The following is a 16,274-nucleotide window of genomic DNA, read 5'->3' on the forward strand; positions in this document are numbered from 1 at the left end:
CGCCCGCTGCCGGGCTACTTGGCGCTGAAGACGACCTTGATGAGGCTCTTCTGCGTGGCGAGCACGGCGCTCTTCGGGGGCCTGACGAACAGGCGCGCCGCGCCTTGAGCGATCAGCAGCTCGAGTGCATCCCAGGAGGACGCCGGGTCGGGTTGACCCGAGGGCGACTCTGCAAAGGCGAGCCTGACGCCCGACGCGTCGGCCCGACGCTGGACCGACGCCACCGCAGCACGCACCACATCTTCGACGTGCGTGCCGGCCTCCTCGCACTCGGCCTCCAGGTCGTCGATGTCGAGGTCGTCCTCGTCGTCGCCATCGTTGTCATCGCCCAGGGCACACATCAGGATCTCGACCAGGTCTTCCGACGACACGGCACCGTTCAGGTCGGCGAGTCCGCACTCGATGAGGTCGTCGTCGTCGAGTTCATTCTGCAGCAGGGCGCTGACCTGAGCCTGGCTCAGGTTGTCCATCTCGAGGTCGGGGTGGCGTGCCATCGCTGGCGACTGACCCAGCCCCAGTGCGACCGCGCAGGTCGCCACCAGGGCACGCAATCGAGGTGGGCGCGCGCGGGTCGACTCGTTCACTGACTTCTCCTGAATCCGACGATGACGGGCGCGTCGACCACGCATCGCGTCGACGTCGCGGCGCAGTGTAGTTGCCGGCGGTGCTGAACGGTAAGCCCCCGCCGCGGGGCGGCGCGGCTGCGCCGGCGACGAACTAGGGGGGAGAATTCGTCCAGTGCCACTCGACGCGCCCGGTCGAACGCTGCACGATGCGCAGCGGCCGCACGCACGCGGACGCCATGAACGGCCACCAACGCAGGATCGACACCCATGACCAGCCAAGTCCGCGCTCTGCTCATCGGCATCAACGACTACACGCCGCCGGTGCGTCCGCTCGGTGGCTGCGTCAACGACGTGGAGCGCCTGCACGGCTGGCTCAAGTCCAGCGTCGGGCCGCGGCTTGCCGCGGAAGTGCTGACCAACGGCGATGCCACGCGCGCCAACGTGCTGAAGCTGTTCCGTGAACACCTCGGCCGCGCCGAGGCGGGTGACGTGGTGCTGGTGCACTACTGCGGCCATGGCGCGCAGTCCGGCTCGGCCGCCGAGTTCCTCGAGTTCTATCCAGACGGTCTCGACGAGGGCCTGGTGCTGGCCGACAGCCGCGCCCCTGGCGGCCACGACCTTGCCGACAAGGAACTCGCACTGCTGATCGCCGAACTGTCGCGCAAGGACGTGCACCTCTCGTTCATCCTCGACTCGTGCCACAGCGGCTCGGGGACGCGCAGCGTCGATGCCTTCGCCGGCTTCCAGTCTCGGCTCACGCTGGGCGACACCGCCACCGCGCGCCCGCTGGAGACCTACCTCGATGGTGCCTACCGGCTTCGCCGTGCCAAGGGGCAGGCGCTGCGCCCGCCGCCGGGCCGCCACATGCTGCTGGCCGCCTGCAACCGCGGGCAGGAGGCCAAGGAGTCGATTGCCCGGCGCTCCGGCGTGTTCAGCATGACGCTGGTCGACGTGCTCGAGGCCAGTGGCGGCAACCTGTCCTATGCCGACCTGTTCGTGCGCTGCCGCTCCGCGGTGCGGCAGCTCGCGAAGGACCAGGACCCGCAGTTCGAGCCGATCGGCGGGTTCGACGCCTGGAGCGGCTTTCTGGGCGGCGCCGCCGGCTCGCGTGCCCTGCGGCACAGCGTGTTCTTCGACGGACCGGCCGGTGCGTGGAAGGTCGATGCCGGCGCGATCCACGGCCTCGGCGATGCGCCGGACCGCGCCATCGGCCTCGCCCTATACGACGAGAAGGACCAGAGCCGCGCCGCCGGCACCGCGCACACGATCGAGATCGGCGCGCAGTCGTCCATCGTCATGTTCGACGGCAACGAGACACCGCCAGCCGATGCCCGCTTCCGCGCCGCGCTGACCAGCATGCCGGCGGCGCCTCTGCTGATCTACTGCGATGCCGATGCGGCCAGGCGCGGGGCGCTGCAGCAGGCGCTTGACGATGCCGCCGCGGGCGCCGCGGGCGCGCCGCTGGGCGGCTCCGGCGTGGTGCTCAGCGGCGACCGCGACGGCCTGCGCCACGGGCTGCTCGAGCGGGACGGCGCGCTGGTGATCGTGCAGCTCGACGCCGGCGCGGAACTCGGCCGCGAACGGATCCAGCGCGGCGATGTCGCCGGTGCCCTTGCCAGACTGCGCCCGACGATGAACACGATCGCGCAATGGGAGCGCCTGCTCAGCCTGCGCAACCGGGCTTCGCAAATCGCCGACGACGCGATCGAATTCGTGCTGGCCGAGGCACTCGCCGGCGGCGGTGAGTTCGTGCACGAAGACGGCAGCGCGACGCTGGAGTGCAGTCTGCAGGGCGGCGAGTGGCAGGAGGTGCGCGCCCGCGTGCGGATGCGCAACCGCAGCGGCCGGCCCTTGCACTGCGTGCTGCTGCACTTCAGCGCCGACTACGGCATCCAGGTGCTGGCCAACGACCCCGTCCCCAGCGGCGACGCCTGGATCACGCTCTACGGCGACAGCTCGGAGCACAGCTTCTTCCTCGACGAGGCGCCCGACGGAGAGGGCATGGTCGAGGCGCTGGAGCGCTTCAAGCTGCTGGTGAGCAGCGAGCCGGTGGACAGCTTCCACTTCGAGCAGGAGGGACTCGGTCCGCGCACGCGGGGCATCGGCGTGCGCAAGTCGCAGAAGCCACGCCAGCAGGACTGGCTGATCAAGGACCTGCGCGTGCGCATCGTTCCGCGCATCGATGCCATCGGTGCGCAGGCCTGGGCCTCGGCCGACGGCGCGATCACGATCAAGCCGCACCGCCGGCTGCGCGCCAGCCTCAACTTGGCGAGCGCCCGCCCGGCCACGCGCGGCCCCGGCGAGGACCTGGCGTTCGTCGCCGCGTTCGAGGGCGCCGGTCTGGCGGTCGCCACCCTCTCGAACTCGCGCTCCGCCGCCGGCGCGCCAAGCGTGATCGAGCTGACCGGCATCCAGGGCGAGGAGTCGCTCGCCGCCGAGCCACTGGAGATCGAGGTTCGCCAGGCGCTCGCGGACGACGAAACGCTGCTGACCTTCGCCTGGGATGGCCGACACGTGATCCCCTGCGGCCAGGTCGTTCGCGACGGTGACCTCACCCGCGTCACGATCAACGCGATCCCCGACGCGCCGTCGGACCGGCGCAGCCTTGGCGGCTCGCTAAAGCTCTACTTCTTCAAGACCTACCTGAAGCAGACCGACCTGAACCGGCTGCGCTGGATTGACTACAAGTCCGACGGCCGCTGGGCCTACCGCGAGGACGGCCTGCCCGGCAAGGTGGCCGCCGCGAAGCGCGTGCTGCTGATGGTGCACGGCATCATCGGCGACACCGAAAGCATGGCCGCGGGCGCCCCTCAGATCGGGCTGCACGAGAAGTTCGACCTCGTGCTGACCTACGACTACGAGAACCTCAGCACGCCGATCGGCGAGACCGCGCGCACGCTCAAGCGGCAGCTCGCGGAGATCGGATTGCAGGCCGGCGACGACAAGCACCTGACGCTGCTGGTGCACTCGATGGGCGGCCTGGTCTCGCGCTGGTTCATCGAGCGCGAGGGCGGCAACGAGATCGTCGACCACCTCGTGATGTGCGGCACACCGAACAACGGCTCGCCTTTCGGCCGCATCGACGGTGCGCGCAAGATCCTCGGCGTGCTGCTCGGTCTGGCGGCGAACTACGCGCCGCCGCTGCTGCCGTTCACCGCGCCGGTGCTGATGCTGCTGAACCGCACGCAGAAGGTCACGCCGACGCTGCAGCAGATGGACCCGGGCTCCGACTTCATCCGCGAGCTCAACGCCAGCCCGGATCCCGGCATCCCGTACACCATTCTCGCCGGCAACGTCGACGAGTACCGCGAGCCGACCGACGACGTGTTCGCCAAGCTGGTGGCCAAGCTCGGCCAGAGCGTGGTGTTCGATGCGCTGTTCGCGATGAAGGCCAACGACATCGCCGTCAGCATCGACAGCATCACGCGCATCGGCGCCACGCGGGCCAAGGTGCCGGCGGCGCAGCAGGTGGCGTGCCACCATCTCAACTATTTCGTCTCGGCCGCGGGGCAGAAGGCGCTCCAGACCGTGGCCTGGTAGCCGGCGATGGACATCCCGGTGCGGGAATCGGTCGCGGCCGAGGCTCTGCAGCAGTTCGGCGTCGCGTTCACGCTGGACCAACACGCTCGCGACGAGGCGCAGCACCCGCCCCTGACCTTCAGGCACTGACCGGATGACCGCCCCCGATCTCCTCTTCGAAGCGCTGCCCGCCGGCTACGGCGATGCGCTGCTGGTCACCTGCAGCGTCGACGGCCGGCCGTGGCGGATGCTGGTCGACACCGGGCCCGACGAGAGCTGGCCGATGCTGCGCACGCGGCTCGCGGCAGTCCCGCTCGGTGCGGACGGCAAGCGGCGGATCGACCTCGCCGTGATCAGCCACATCGACCACGACCACATCGGCGCTACGAGGCAGCTTTTCGACGACCGCGAACTCGGCCTCGACTTCGGCGACGTCTGGTTCAATGCGCCACCGACCCGCGGCGTCGCGGAAGGTGCCGCGCTGGCAACGCTGCTGCGCGCGACTGGCCGGGCGCTGCCGTGGAACCTGGCATGGCACGGCGGACTTGCCGTCACGCCAGTCGAGCGCCCATTCGTCGAAGTGCCCGCCGGGCCGCATGCGCCGAAACTGACCCTGCTGTCGCCGACGGCCAAGGGGCTCGAGACGCTGTTCGCCGTCTGGGAGCGCGAGCTGGCAAAGCTCGGCCGGCGCCCGCGGGTCCGGCCGCGGCACGCCTCACGCGGACTCGTGCAGCCGGGCGTCGCCGAACTCGCGGACCGCAAGACGCCGCTGGACCGAGCGCCGGCCAACGGCTCGTCGATCGCACTACTGCTCGAACATGCCGGCGCCTCGCTGCTGCTCGCCGCCGATGCGCACGCGCCGGTGCTCGTCGCGGCGCTCGAGGCGCTGGCCGCGCACCGCGGCCAACCATTGCCGCTGCCGGTGGACGTGTTCAAGCTCAGCCACCACGGAAGCCGCGCGAACATCACGACGGCGCTGCTGCGCACGGTGCGTGCACAGCACTACGTTGTCAGCACCAACGGCGCGATGTTCGACCACCCGGACGAGGAGGCGATCGCCCGCACGGTGTGCGAGGGCCCGGGCGGCCACACGATCTGGTTCAACCATGCGAATGAGCACTCGGCGCGCTGGGCGGCGACGCCGCTGAACGCGTGGCGCTGCAGCGTCGTCGAGCCCGAAGCCCCGGGCGGCGTGCGGCTGGAGGCGCGTGGCGGCCGCTGGCGTGCCACGGCGGCCGCGTGAACGAACGACGACCGACACTGTTCCCACCACGAGACAACACAGGAGAGCACGACCATGGCAACGAAGGCGAAGAAGGCCCCGGCGAAGAAGGCCCCGGCGAAGAAGGCAGCAGCGAAGAAGGCAGCCGCGAAGAAGGCAGCCGCGAAGAAGGCAGCAGCGAAAAAGGCCCCGGCAAAGAAGGCTCCGGCAAAGAAGGCCCCGGCGAAGAAGGCGGCAGCGAAGAAGGCACCCGCGAAGAAGGCCCCGGCGAAGAAGGCCCCGGCGAAGAAGGCGGCCCGCAAGGTGGCCGCCAAGAAGGTCACTGCGAAGAAGGTTGCAGCCAAGAAGGTCGCCCCGAAGAAGGTCATCGCCGGGAAGACGCCCGCCGCGCGCAAGGCGCCGACGAAGCGAGCACCGCGCAAGACCCTTGCCGGCCTGGGCTACGACCCGGCGCGCCAGCTGGAGAAGCTTTCGCCCCCGGACGAGTTTGCCAGCAGAGGTGCCAGCGACAGTGTCGACGTCAATACCGTGCTCGGCGAGTTCTTCGCGATGCGCCGCGACGAACCGCTCACCGAAGAGCGCGCCGCGGAAGCCGCGCAGGAACTCGGCATCGAGGTGGCCGCGCTGAAGGCGATCGCGAAGGTCGAGTCCGGCGGTGCGGGATTCGACGCCCAGGGTCGGCCGAAGATCCTCTACGAGCGCCAGGTCTTCGCGCGCTGCTGCTCGCCCAAGGGACGCTTCAACGCCGAGCATCCCGACATCTCGGCGCCTACCGGCTACGGCCGCGGCAACTATGGCAGCCCCGACTCGCAGTGGACCAAGCTTGCGCGCGCGTTCCAGCTCGACCAAGACGCCGCACTGAAGGCCTGCTCGTGGGGCACCTTTCAGATCCTCGGCGAGAACTACAAGAGCAGTGGCTTCCCCGACGTGCGCTCGTTCGTCGCCGAAATGTTCGCGTCGCCCGCCGGGCACCTGCGCGCGCTGGTTCGCTTCATCCGTGCCAACCCATTGATCCACCGGGGCCTGAAGAACCGCAAGTGGGACGACGTCGCCCGGGGCTACAACGGACCGGGCTACAAGGAGTTCAGCTACGACACGAAGATGGCCCAGGCCTACGCGCAGTTCGCCGCCAAGGGCTGAGACCCGCCGGCGCCGCTCGATCGACGACGCACGGAGCGCACCGCCGAAATGCCGTGATCGAGACCGTGCGGCGGGGGTGCCGCCTTGTCGGGGGCAAGTCGCTTCGGAGCGGACGACAAGCGTTCCCACCCGCGGGTTTGCCGTGGACCACGACCATCCTTTCGCTCGGGAGGTTGTTGCCCTTTCCACGCCATGGCGGTTCGCGAGGCGGCTACCGGGTCGGGCTGGTGACGCTGCTCTGGGGTCAGGCGAGGGCCGGCCTGACCAACAGCACTGAGCCGGGTGAGCAGCGCAGGCGCATGCAGGTGGAGACCAACGCCACATAGTGCGAGCTGGCAGACAACGAATGCGGCCGACTTGTCTTGACCGGCTCGGCGGTTGCGGTGCCGTTCGCCGACGCGCTCGCAGCAAGCATCGTTGTGCCCGAGATGCTCAAGCGCGCGATCGGCCGCTACTACCTGAGCGAGTCGAAAACTCGGGCTTGTTTGCTGGGATTGCAGTCGCCAACCAGATCAGGCACTGCTCAGGTGCGACGTCTCCGCGGTCTGCGAACGGCGCCCGCGCAATCGCTGGGGTAGCTCTGCGTGGCATCGAACTTGCGCGACAACAGGGCCACCGCTTTGCGGCTGTGGCACCGGACAGGATCTGCACCCTTTGGGGCCCGTCGAATGGGCCTGACCCGAATGACGGAGATGCGGCGTAGATCAGTCCTCGAGCCCGGGACCCGCCACTGACCGCTAACGCTGCGAAGCAGTCTGCGGACACTTGGCCATCCGATCTGCGGACTCGTGCAGGTTTCGCGCTCACTGAAACGACCCTCACCGTGCGTCAGGCAAGTTCTTCGATCGCGCCGACGGTTCGGTCGAGCTCGTCCACGATCGCGGTGCGGCCGTGGGACACGAAGGCCCGAACCAGCGCGCGGTAGTACCACAGCGAACCCTCCTTGCCGGCCCTGAAGCGCGTCCACAGCGATGGCCCTTGCACGCGCAGGTCGGCGAGGATCGATCGCGCGTTGTGCAGCTTGTCGGAGGCCGACACGAGCCGTACCGACCGCGACGCCTGGGCCAGATGCGCCAGGTACGCTTCCTTGCGCGGCCTCCAGTCCGGCTTGGGCTCCTCGTAGGAATCGGTGCACCCCTCGACGATGTCGGCCACCGCCTCACCGAACCGTGCGCGGATCAAGGCCAGCGTCGGCTTGCCGCCGGCGTCTTCGACTGCATCGTGCAACAAGGCCGCGATGGCTTCGTCCTCATTCGCCCCGTGCTCGAGCGCGAGGCTGGACACGGCGATCAGGTGCGACACGTAGGGAATCATCGTTCCCTTGCGGAACTGCCCGTCGTGCAGCTTCCTGGCGAGCTGCAGGGCATCGGCATATCGCTGGGTCAGCATGAGGCGCCTCCCTGCTTGGCCTTGCGGATGGCGCGATCGGCAATGCTCTCCGGAAGATCCGGGTTTTCCGACAGGAACTCGCGATTGAGCAACAGGCTCGTGATGAGCTTGTCCGCCGGATCGCGGGTCCGTTCCACCAGCTCGCTTGCACTCAGCCGCCGGTGGGGCGGAACGCCCTCGTCGATCTCTCGCTGCCGAAGGGCCTGCATGCGAAGAAGGTGCTTTGCCGCCGCCACCAGGCGGGCCGGGCTTGCTGCCATGAGTCGCTCCTTTCTTGGACATCCAAACAAGTCTGAACACCGCCATCCTGGCATCCAGATGGCTCATGCCATGAGCCACCCACCTCCGATACTGAATCACCCAACCCAGGAGGTGCCCCATGACCCAGACCATTCCCGTGCCCGCCGCCTTGTCCACCCGTGTGCTCCTCCAGCCGCTGCGAGCCGGCCTGGTCGAAGGGCAGGACACCACCGTCGATGTGCTCGTGCGCGTGCAGGCGCCCGACGCGCCCGCAGGGCAGTTCCCCGACCGTGCGCCGCACGCCCTGGCGCTCGTGATCGACAAGTCCGGCTCGATGGCCGGCCAGCCGCTGGCCGAGGCCATCCGCTGCGCGCGCATGGTGGTCGACCGCCTGCGCCCCGTGGACAGCGTCTCTCTGGTCGAGTTCGACGACTGCGTGCGCCGGCTCTGGCCTGCCGTGCCGCGTGGCGACGGGACGGCGTTGCACCGGGCGCTGGACGGTGTCCACGACGGTGGCTCGACCGATCTGCACGGCGGCTGGCGCGAGGGCGCGGAGACGCTGGCCGATGTGGCCGGCAGCGGGCTCAAGCGCGTGGTGCTGCTGTCCGACGGAGCGGCCAACCAGGGGCTGCAGGACCCGCGAGCCATCGCGACTCAATGCAGCGAGTTCGCTGCCCGCGGCATCACCACCAGCACCTACGGGCTGGGCAACCACTTCAACGAGGAGCTGATGGTGGCGATGGCCCGCGCCGGCGCGGGCAACAGCTACTACGGCGACACCGCCGAGGACCTGGCGGAGCCGTTCCAGCGCGAGCTCGATCTGCTGGGCAACCTGTGCCTGAGTGATCTCCAGATCAGCCTCCAGGCGCCCGCCGGCGTGCAGACCGAGATGCTCAACGACCTGCCGCGAACCGCGGCGGGGTGGCGACTCGCGGATCTGGCGTGGGGCGCCGAAGCCTGGGCCGTGGTGCGCGTGCGGGTCCCCGCGTCCCAGGCATCTACGATCGGTTCGTCGGTCTCGGTCCTGAAGGTGCGGGTCGCAGGCCTGGAGTCCGACGGGACGGCCATCGATCTGGAGCGCGTCGGGCTGACCTTGCCCGTGCTGACCTTCGCCGATTGGGCGCGTTTGCCCGAGGATCCGCTGGTCGCGCAGCGGCTGGCGGAGATCGAGGCGTCGGCCGTGCTGCAGCAGATGCGCCATGCCGCAGGGCAGGGCGACTGGTCGTCAGTCGACCGCATGCTGGAGGATGCACAGCGGCGCTTCGGCGGCCACGAATGGCTGGCAGCGGTGCTGGAGTCGATGAAGCAGACTGCCGCCAGCCGTTCGCGCGAGCGGCTGCGCAAGGAGGCGCTGTATTCCGCGAGCAGCATGAACTACCGGCTCAGCGACAAGGACGAGCAGATCCACTTCTCGGCGGTCGACGAATCGACCTCCAAGCCGTCGTATCTTCGGCGCAAGCCCACGCAGGGGAAAGGTCGGCAGTGACGGACTGGTTCGAACGCATCACCGGCTTCAAGGAAGCGGACTACGAGGCCACGCGCGCCAGGCTCGCCGTCGAGGACGGCCGGCTCGTGTCGGACGCTCACGACCGGCGGTACGCGGTCGGTCGGCTCGAACTGCCGAGCCTGGCCGACCTGCGCGCTCGGGCGTCGGCCTTGCTTCAGTGCGCAGCACGAACGAAGCTGCGGGCGGTCATCGGCGACGTCCGCGCCCTGCACCGCGACCCCGTCCATGCCGGAGCGCTCTTCCAGGTGGCCTCGCAGTTCAACCTGCTCGAGATGACCGGCCCGTCGGTGAGCCCGGAAGAGGGCGTGACGCGCTACATGCACGACCGCACCCAGGGGCCGGCCTGCGCCATCGCGGCGGGTGCCGCCACGATTTACCGCAACTACCTGGTGCCGATCGGCAGTGAGCAGGGGCAGACGCGGCAGCGGCAACTCGACGCGCTGGCGCCGCTGGGCGAGGCCTTGTCGGCCGCGCTGCGCCGGCCCGTGCGCTCGTTGTGGACGATGCGCAATGGCTATGCGTTGTGCACGCCGGAGGGTCTGGCGGCCATCGGCGACATGCTGGGGCGCGCCGATGAAGCCACTCGCGACGGGCTGCGGTCGCGGCTGCGCATCGGCCTGCATCATGACGTCGAGGTCACGGACGCCGATCCAGCACAGGCGCAGTTCGTCACGCAGGCGTTCTGCTCCGCCTTGCCCGTGGCGTATACGACCATCGCGCCGGCCATCTGGAAGCCGTTCGCCATGCTGGTGCTGGAGGCGGCTTACGAGGCCACGCTGCTGGCAGCGGCGATCCGCTCGGCGCAGGGGCAGCCGCGCACCGTGTTCCTGACCAGCCTCGGGGTCGGCGCCTTCGGCAATGACGAGGCGTGGATCGATGCTGCACTCGAGCGTGCGCTGCGGCGGGTCGATCACGCGGGGCTGGACGTGGCGATCTTCAGCCACGGCTCGCTGCGCAGCGGGTTGCACAGGCTGGTCGAGCGCTTCCAGTGAGCGGGAGTTTCGCAGCAGAGCCAGCAGAGCCAGCAGAGCCAGCAGAGCCAGCAGAGCCAGCAGAGCGTGCACGCGATATCCAGCCTTGGGGCGATGGGCCGCCAAGCGCGCTAACGCGAAGGACTGCTTGCGTTGCAGAACGGACGAAGAACATTCTCGAATCGAGCTTCAGCGACTGATCGGGGCGGGGCTACACCAGCCGTTTGGAAGGATCTCAGCACCTGTGGCCGTCGGATCAATCATCCGAGGGTCAACTTTGATGCCGATGCCTCCTCGACGCTTCCCAGTCCGCCACGCTCTTGGGTCCGGCGTCGCGGTTTCGGTGACACGAATGCGGCGATTGCAGTCCGTAGGTCACGACCACCGAACTCAAGGTGTCGATCCCATCGCTACCGTTCAGAGGCCTGACCAGGGCTCACACGGCTGACCGAACCTGGAATCGCGGCTGGCGCTCGGGGTGTGGCCGCCTACCCCCCAACAACTGCTCGCTCGCCAAAGGCCGCGGCTTCGGTCCGTCCACCCACCCGGTCGAGCCCACGCCGAGAATCGTTGCCCTGGTCTCGGTGCCCCCGACGTGGCTGCAGGGATGGGGCCGTGGGCCGACAATACGTGGCCCGGCTACAAAGCCCCGGTGACCGACCTGCTTCGTTCCGATGCCTGACATCCCCAAGATTCCCGAGACTGCTCCGGGCCCGCCGCCCAATGCGACGCTGGGCACGCCGAGCGAGGCGGCGCCAGCTGCCCCCGCGGCGACTGTCGCACCGGCGTCGCGGCTCGAACCCAGCGTGGCCGACACCGCGCGCCTGCTGGCCATGCACTTCCCGGCGCTGTTCGGTGCGGGCGTGATCAAGCCGATCAAGCTTCGCATCCAGGCCGACATTCATCAACGGGCGCCAGGAGTCTTCACCAAGAAGGCACTCTCAATCTTCCTGCAGCGCTACACCACCGGGACCGCCTACCTGCGGGCCCTGGTGGCCGAGGGCGCGACACGCAGCGACCTCGACGGCCAGCCGGTCGGCGAAATTACGGCCGAACACCGCGATGCTGCGGGCGTGGAACTCGAGCGGCGCCGGGCCATCGTCGAAGCAAAGAAACAAGCGGGGCGCGAGGCGGCCCGGGCTTCGCGCCATGACGCCCGACCGCTGCGGCCGGCCCGACCGCCACTCCTTTCGCAGCAGGCGGAGGTGTCGCAGTCCGCTTCGCCAGCGACCGGCGAGCGGCCTGCCACTCGCGGCGCACGCTCGGTGCAGCCCGGTACTTCCGATCGCCCGGACCGCTCTCCGCGGCCATCTCAGCCCAGCCAAGCGCAACGGCGCTCCCGACCGCCCCAACCTGACGTACAACGAAGCTCCGGCCGGCCCGGCGATCCTGGCTCCGGTGCGCCGCGGCGCCCGCACAAGCCCCTGCCCGAGCGGAAACTTGCCCGTGCACATGAACAAGAGCCCGTCAACGCGCCGGCCCTGCCGCTGACTCCCGAGCAGGCTGCCGAGGCCGAGGCTCGCCACCAGCGCGCATTGCTGCTGCGCAGCTTCGAGCAGAGCCCACTTTCGAAGGCGAACTTTGGGGCTTTGAAGGGACTGAGCGAGGAAGCCCTGGACGCGCTCTTGACCCTGGCGCGGCAGGAGCGTGGCTCACGGTGATGGCCCCAGCGCCGCAGGTATCGGGCCCATTCACCATCCAGACCTCCATCGGCAAGTACAGCGGAAATTGCCTGGGTCCCCGGAGGACACTCGCGCTCTACCTCAAACTGGTTGGCGCCAGCACTGGTGACAAGATGGAGGTCGAACAGCTATCGCAATGCAGCGGGTGCGGTCCTTCACTTTGCCAAGCTCGACGCCTGAAAGCGGCCCCACAGCGCCCGACGTAGGGAGTTGACCGCAGGCAGGTCCGCCGACGACAGCCCGGGCTTGTAAGCTCCGCCAAAAGACGGATGCAGGGAGCGCCAAAGGTATGGCGAAGCAAGGTTCTGTAGGTCCATCCAGGAGCGGCGACCAGTTCCACTAACAACGGGCCGCCCGGCAATGCCTCGGGCTGCTTGCCGGAGCGCATGGCCTGGTGGCAGTGGCGATCGAAGGCGCGTCGCTGGACGAGGGGGACGCATCTACGAGCGTCGGAGACGAGGTCATTGACGTCGGCCTGTACTACGGGAGCGAGGATGTCAAAGCGGCAAAGTCCATCCGCTGTGTGCAGCTCAAACACTCGTCTAGGCACGCGCACGCCCCCTGGACTGCAAGCGGCCTCAAAGGAACCATCGAGGGCTTCGCAGGGCGTTTCAAGGAGTTGGAGGCGTCGCTTGGCCTGGACGTCCTGGCGAAGAAGGTTCAGTTCACTTTTCTGACGAACAGGCCCATGGATGGAGCCGTTCTTGAAGCGTTGGCCGATATTGCTGCGGGATCGACAGCGCCGCGGCACCGTGAAACTGATGACTTGCTGAAACGGTACGCCGCGTCAGCCGGCAGCAACGTACAAAGCTTCTTCGCCACCTTCTCGGTTGAAACTGGCGAGCCGGATCCATGGAAACAGCGCAACCTCCTAAGTCAGGACCTGAGCGCATACCTGCCCCGTTCTGCGCAAGTGCAGATGCGCAGGAGTGGCGCAGGTCATGGAACCGGAACGACTTGATGTTCGCCAGCGCCAGTGCCTTCTCCCAGGCGGGTTCGAAGTTGAAGGCCACGTCGGGTCGCCGTTTGGAGGCGAAAAGGAGCTCTCGATCCCCGCCAAGGTGCTTCCTCAGCTCCTCGACGACGGCAGGGATGAGCACCAAGGTCTTTCGATCGCCCTTCTTGGAGCGATGAACGCTCGCCTCCGCGCGCTCGAGGTCGATGTCTTGCCAGCGCAGGGCTTTGAGCTCGCCGCGTCGGGCGCCGGTGGTGAGTCCCATGAGGACCAGCAGGTAGAGCTTTGGCCAGCGAGACGCCTTGCATGCAGCGATAGGGGCGTCGCGCTCCGGTGCATCCAGGAATCGCACGACCTCGTTGCGCTCCGGCCGCATCTCGAGACTCCGGCACGGGTTCGTCGAGTTCCTGGGGGCGATCCGCCGCCTTTGGGCCCAGGAGAGCAGGGCGGACAGGGCAGCCTGGTATCGATTCACCGTGGCCGGCGCCAGACGCTGCTTCTTGGCCTTGAGGATGCGCTGCCCCAGCGCATCGTGGCCGGCGAAGTAGCGGCCACGCCGGTTGGCCAGCGCCTCCAGGGCGTCAAAGACATGGTCGTCGTCGAGCTCACCCAGGGGGATGTCGCCGAGCGTCGTCGCCCAGTACTCCAGCCGCTGTGCGCGGCCGGCGTACTCGGCCATGTAGACGTGAATGAACTCGCGGATGGTCACACGACCGTCGTGAGTTCCGGTGGCCGAAGCGGCCTGCCGGCGGGGTGTCGGTGCAGCGCTGGCGGGCGCAGTTACATCGCCGACGGACTCGAAGATACCGTTCATGGTCAGACTCCATCAACACTTGCCCGCCTTTTTCACCGGCGGACTAGGTGGAGAGTCTGGAACGGCCCGTCCCGACTGGAATTTGGTGGCGCTTCAGGGAGCCTCAGACGACACCCCAAAAGCTCCAACGCAATCAACAACTTAGGCCCGAAGTTTCCCGACCGGGAGCTGGTGTTGATCGGTCCAACAAGTGTATCACCGGCCTCGCGGGACCAAGTTGCGCGCTTGTGACCCAACTGGGCTCCGGTCTACCAGTGAATCGTGCTCCTTCGGGGCAACGATGCTAGTGAGCGGTACTGGATGTCTGTACATTAACGCAGTTGCACAGACAAACGCTGGGCTGCCATGAGATTCAATGACACTAAGAGCGAAACCCTGAACCTGCGGGTCTCGCCAATCTTCAAGCAGGTGCTTAAAGAGGCCGCAGACCACGAGCAACGCAGCATGGTGAACATGCTGGAAGTGCTGCTGGCAGACTACTGCGACCGAAAGGGCATCGTTCCCATTGGCCAAAAAACTACTCGTCCTGCGCACAAGCGGGCGCGTGCAGACCGTAGGGCGCACGTGGGAGCTGTGGCATGACCTTCCGCTACATCGGCTCGAAGTCTCGACTCATCGATCAGATCACGGCCTACATGAGGCACCCCAAACAGGGTGCCTTCTTTGTGGATGCCTTCTGTGGCACGGGGGTGGTGGCTGAGGCTGCGGCTGACCTCGGCTGGAACGTGCGCATCAACGACAGCCTGCACTCTGCAGTGATTTCCGCAGGAGCACGCCTCATCAGCACAGAGCAGGCGGCTTTCAAGAAGCTCGGGGGCTATGCCAAGGCCATCGCCAAGCTGAATGCTGCCAAGCCCAAGCACGGCTTCATGTGGCGCGAGTACAGCCCCGCGTCGACGGACACGTGTGGCCTTGAACGGCGCTACTTCACCCAAGAGAACGCAGCGCGCATCGATGCGATGCGGTCATTGATCGGTGAGTGGGTGGAGGCCGGAACCATTGATGAAGTGGAAGAGCGCCTGCTCATTGCAGACCTCTTTGGAGCGCTCAATCGTGTGGCCAACATCGCGGGCACGTTTGGCTGCTTCCTCTCCAAGTGGACCAGCCAATCGCAAGACAAGATCGCTATGCGTTGCCGCGAGCTCAAAGCCAGTGGTGTGCGCGTGCGGGATCGAAGATGGCCTTGAGGTCTTCGTCGGTGAACGGGATATAGCTCTTGGTCAGCTGCTTGATCTTGCCCTTCGTGCTGACGCGCATGGCCTCAAAAGGGTTGCCCGTGTGGCGCATGCCGTTGTTGATGGCCCAGCGGAACAGCTCTTTGAGGTGGCTCAGCTTGCTGTTGATGCGCACGATGGACAGCACCTGTGCCAGCAAACGCTGCTTGTACGCCACGGCTTGCTCGGCCGCGATGGTGTTGAAGTCCATGTCGCCGAAGAGTTCGACGAAGGTGTCAAAGGTGGCCTGCTTGTCGTCCAACGTCTTGCGGCCGTTGTCGAGCTGCTTTTCAGCCATGTACATGGCGGCGACTTTGCTGAACGGTTTGCTCTTGCCAGCAGCAGGGGCATGGGAGGCTGACACCATGCGCGCAGCCTGCGCGGCGTCGTCGAGGGCTGCGGTGTAGTCGCGCTCGCCGCTGCCAGCCGTGCTGAGCACATCGCGAAGGAAGGTCGCGGCACGGCGGGCTTCGATGTCGTCGTCGATGCCCATGAGCTTGATGCCGTTCGGCAGCACGACGTCAAACTTGGACAGGATCGCAGGAAGGTTGAGCATGGCGGACGGCCTTGGAGTGGGTACCTCCATAGGTACGACCGCTGAACCAAAGTTTTTCGCGCTCCCGGCGAAGGAAAATGTTTCTATTTGTTTGCGGTCGTGATCCGCGCACGGGCCACCGCCTGCTGCCCGATCCACCAGGGCAATGGTTCCGCCTGCCTTCGCCAAGGCGAAAGCCAAGGCGGCCTTCTTTGCCAGCGCGGGCTCCTTGGTGCCCAAGCTGCGCTTGATCTCACGGCCGTTGATCTTGATGCGCAGGTAGTAAGTGCCCAGCCTGTTGCGGTACAGGTTCGGGAGCTTGTGCATGGCGCCCTCGTGCCCTCGCGGGGAAAAAGTGGCTCACCGAGGGGCTCACTAGGGGCACCAAGAAAAAAGCCCGCTCAGCGAGTGCTGACGCGGGCTTTTCTGATGATTGGTGGCGCTTCAGGGACTCGAACCCCGGACCTGCGGATTATGATTCCGTCGCTCTAACCGACTGAGCTAAAGCGCCTGAGCCCGC

At 67.4% G+C, this 16,274-nt stretch carries 14 protein-coding genes and 1 tRNA gene; 9 read left to right on the forward strand and 6 right to left on the reverse strand.

The window, feature by feature from the left end:
• Positions 1-14: 14 nt before the first annotated feature.
• Entirely contained in the window at positions 15-584 is a 570-nt protein-coding gene (locus Q0599_RS25395; protein WP_298826553.1) for a hypothetical protein, read from the reverse strand.
• Between the two features lie 249 nt (positions 585-833).
• On the opposite strand from Q0599_RS25395, the gene Q0599_RS25400 reads away from it, so the two are divergent.
• From Q0599_RS25400 to Q0599_RS25415, 4 genes are read left to right on the forward strand one after another with little or no spacing between them, the layout of a single operon-like run.
• Positions 834-4,106 (forward strand): caspase family protein, encoded by a 3,273-nt coding sequence (locus Q0599_RS25400; RefSeq protein WP_298826550.1) that lies wholly within the window; start codon positions 834-836, stop codon positions 4,104-4,106.
• Between the two features lie 6 nt (positions 4,107-4,112).
• The gene (locus Q0599_RS25405) at positions 4,113-4,235 is read left to right on the forward strand and encodes a hypothetical protein (protein ID WP_298826546.1); all 123 of its coding nucleotides are present in this window, start codon (positions 4,113-4,115) and stop codon (positions 4,233-4,235) included.
• A gap of 4 nt (positions 4,236-4,239) precedes the next feature.
• The gene (locus tag Q0599_RS25410; protein ID WP_298826544.1) at positions 4,240-5,328 is read left to right on the forward strand and encodes a hypothetical protein; all 1,089 of its coding nucleotides are present in this window, start codon (positions 4,240-4,242) and stop codon (positions 5,326-5,328) included.
• Positions 5,329-5,382: 54 nt separating this feature from the next.
• Complete coding sequence (locus Q0599_RS25415; protein ID WP_298826542.1) at positions 5,383-6,447, forward strand: N-acetylmuramidase family protein; 1,065 nt, start codon at positions 5,383-5,385, stop codon at positions 6,445-6,447.
• A gap of 828 nt (positions 6,448-7,275) precedes the next feature.
• On the opposite strand, the gene Q0599_RS25420 is transcribed toward Q0599_RS25415, so the two are convergent.
• Positions 7,276-7,836, reverse strand: coding sequence for an HD domain-containing protein (locus Q0599_RS25420; protein WP_298826539.1), 561 nt, complete (start codon positions 7,834-7,836; stop codon positions 7,276-7,278).
• On the reverse strand, positions 7,830-8,096 hold the full coding sequence (locus tag Q0599_RS25425; protein WP_298826537.1) for a hypothetical protein: 267 nt from the start codon (positions 8,094-8,096) through the stop codon (positions 7,830-7,832). The genes Q0599_RS25420 and Q0599_RS25425 overlap by 7 nt, the downstream gene beginning before the upstream one ends.
• Before the next feature lie 119 nt (positions 8,097-8,215).
• Between Q0599_RS25425 and Q0599_RS25430 the strand changes: the two genes are divergently transcribed.
• The 3 genes from Q0599_RS25430 (at position 8,216) to Q0599_RS25440 (ending at position 12,215) form a co-directional block, all read left to right on the forward strand.
• The gene (locus Q0599_RS25430) at positions 8,216-9,562 is read left to right on the forward strand and encodes a VWA domain-containing protein (RefSeq protein ID WP_298826534.1); all 1,347 of its coding nucleotides are present in this window, start codon (positions 8,216-8,218) and stop codon (positions 9,560-9,562) included.
• Positions 9,559-10,575, forward strand: coding sequence for a hypothetical protein (locus Q0599_RS25435; protein WP_298826531.1), 1,017 nt, complete (start codon positions 9,559-9,561; stop codon positions 10,573-10,575). The genes Q0599_RS25430 and Q0599_RS25435 overlap by 4 nt, the downstream gene beginning before the upstream one ends.
• Before the next feature lie 785 nt (positions 10,576-11,360).
• Entirely contained in the window at positions 11,361-12,215 is an 855-nt protein-coding gene (locus Q0599_RS25440) for a ProQ/FINO family protein (protein ID WP_298826528.1), read from the forward strand.
• A gap of 686 nt (positions 12,216-12,901) precedes the next feature.
• Here Q0599_RS25440 and Q0599_RS25445 read toward each other — a convergent pair.
• On the reverse strand, positions 12,902-14,005 hold the full coding sequence (locus Q0599_RS25445) for a site-specific integrase (protein WP_298826525.1): 1,104 nt from the start codon (positions 14,003-14,005) through the stop codon (positions 12,902-12,904).
• A 345-nt stretch (positions 14,006-14,350) separates the two neighbouring features.
• Between Q0599_RS25445 and Q0599_RS25450 the strand changes: the two genes are divergently transcribed.
• Positions 14,351-14,587 carry a hypothetical protein gene (locus Q0599_RS25450; protein WP_298826522.1) on the forward strand — a complete coding sequence of 79 codons (237 nt, stop codon included), beginning with the start codon at positions 14,351-14,353 and terminating at the stop codon, positions 14,585-14,587.
• Positions 14,584-15,192, forward strand: coding sequence for a DNA adenine methylase (locus tag Q0599_RS25455; RefSeq protein ID WP_298826519.1), 609 nt, complete (start codon positions 14,584-14,586; stop codon positions 15,190-15,192). The genes Q0599_RS25450 and Q0599_RS25455 overlap by 4 nt, the downstream gene beginning before the upstream one ends.
• Here the strand turns inward: Q0599_RS25455 and Q0599_RS25460 are convergent.
• Together Q0599_RS25460 and Q0599_RS25465 are read right to left on the reverse strand one after the other, a co-directional pair.
• Positions 15,149-16,081 carry a hypothetical protein gene (locus Q0599_RS25460; protein ID WP_298826516.1) on the reverse strand — a complete coding sequence of 311 codons (933 nt, stop codon included), beginning with the start codon at positions 16,079-16,081 and terminating at the stop codon, positions 15,149-15,151. The genes Q0599_RS25455 and Q0599_RS25460 overlap by 44 nt on opposite strands.
• Positions 16,082-16,188: 107 nt before the next feature.
• Positions 16,189-16,265, reverse strand: a tRNA-Met gene (locus tag Q0599_RS25465).
• Positions 16,266-16,274 lie beyond the last annotated feature (9 nt).

The organism is uncultured Piscinibacter sp. (genome assembly GCF_937952055.1).
GTDB lineage: Bacteria > Pseudomonadota > Gammaproteobacteria > Burkholderiales > Burkholderiaceae_C > Piscinibacter.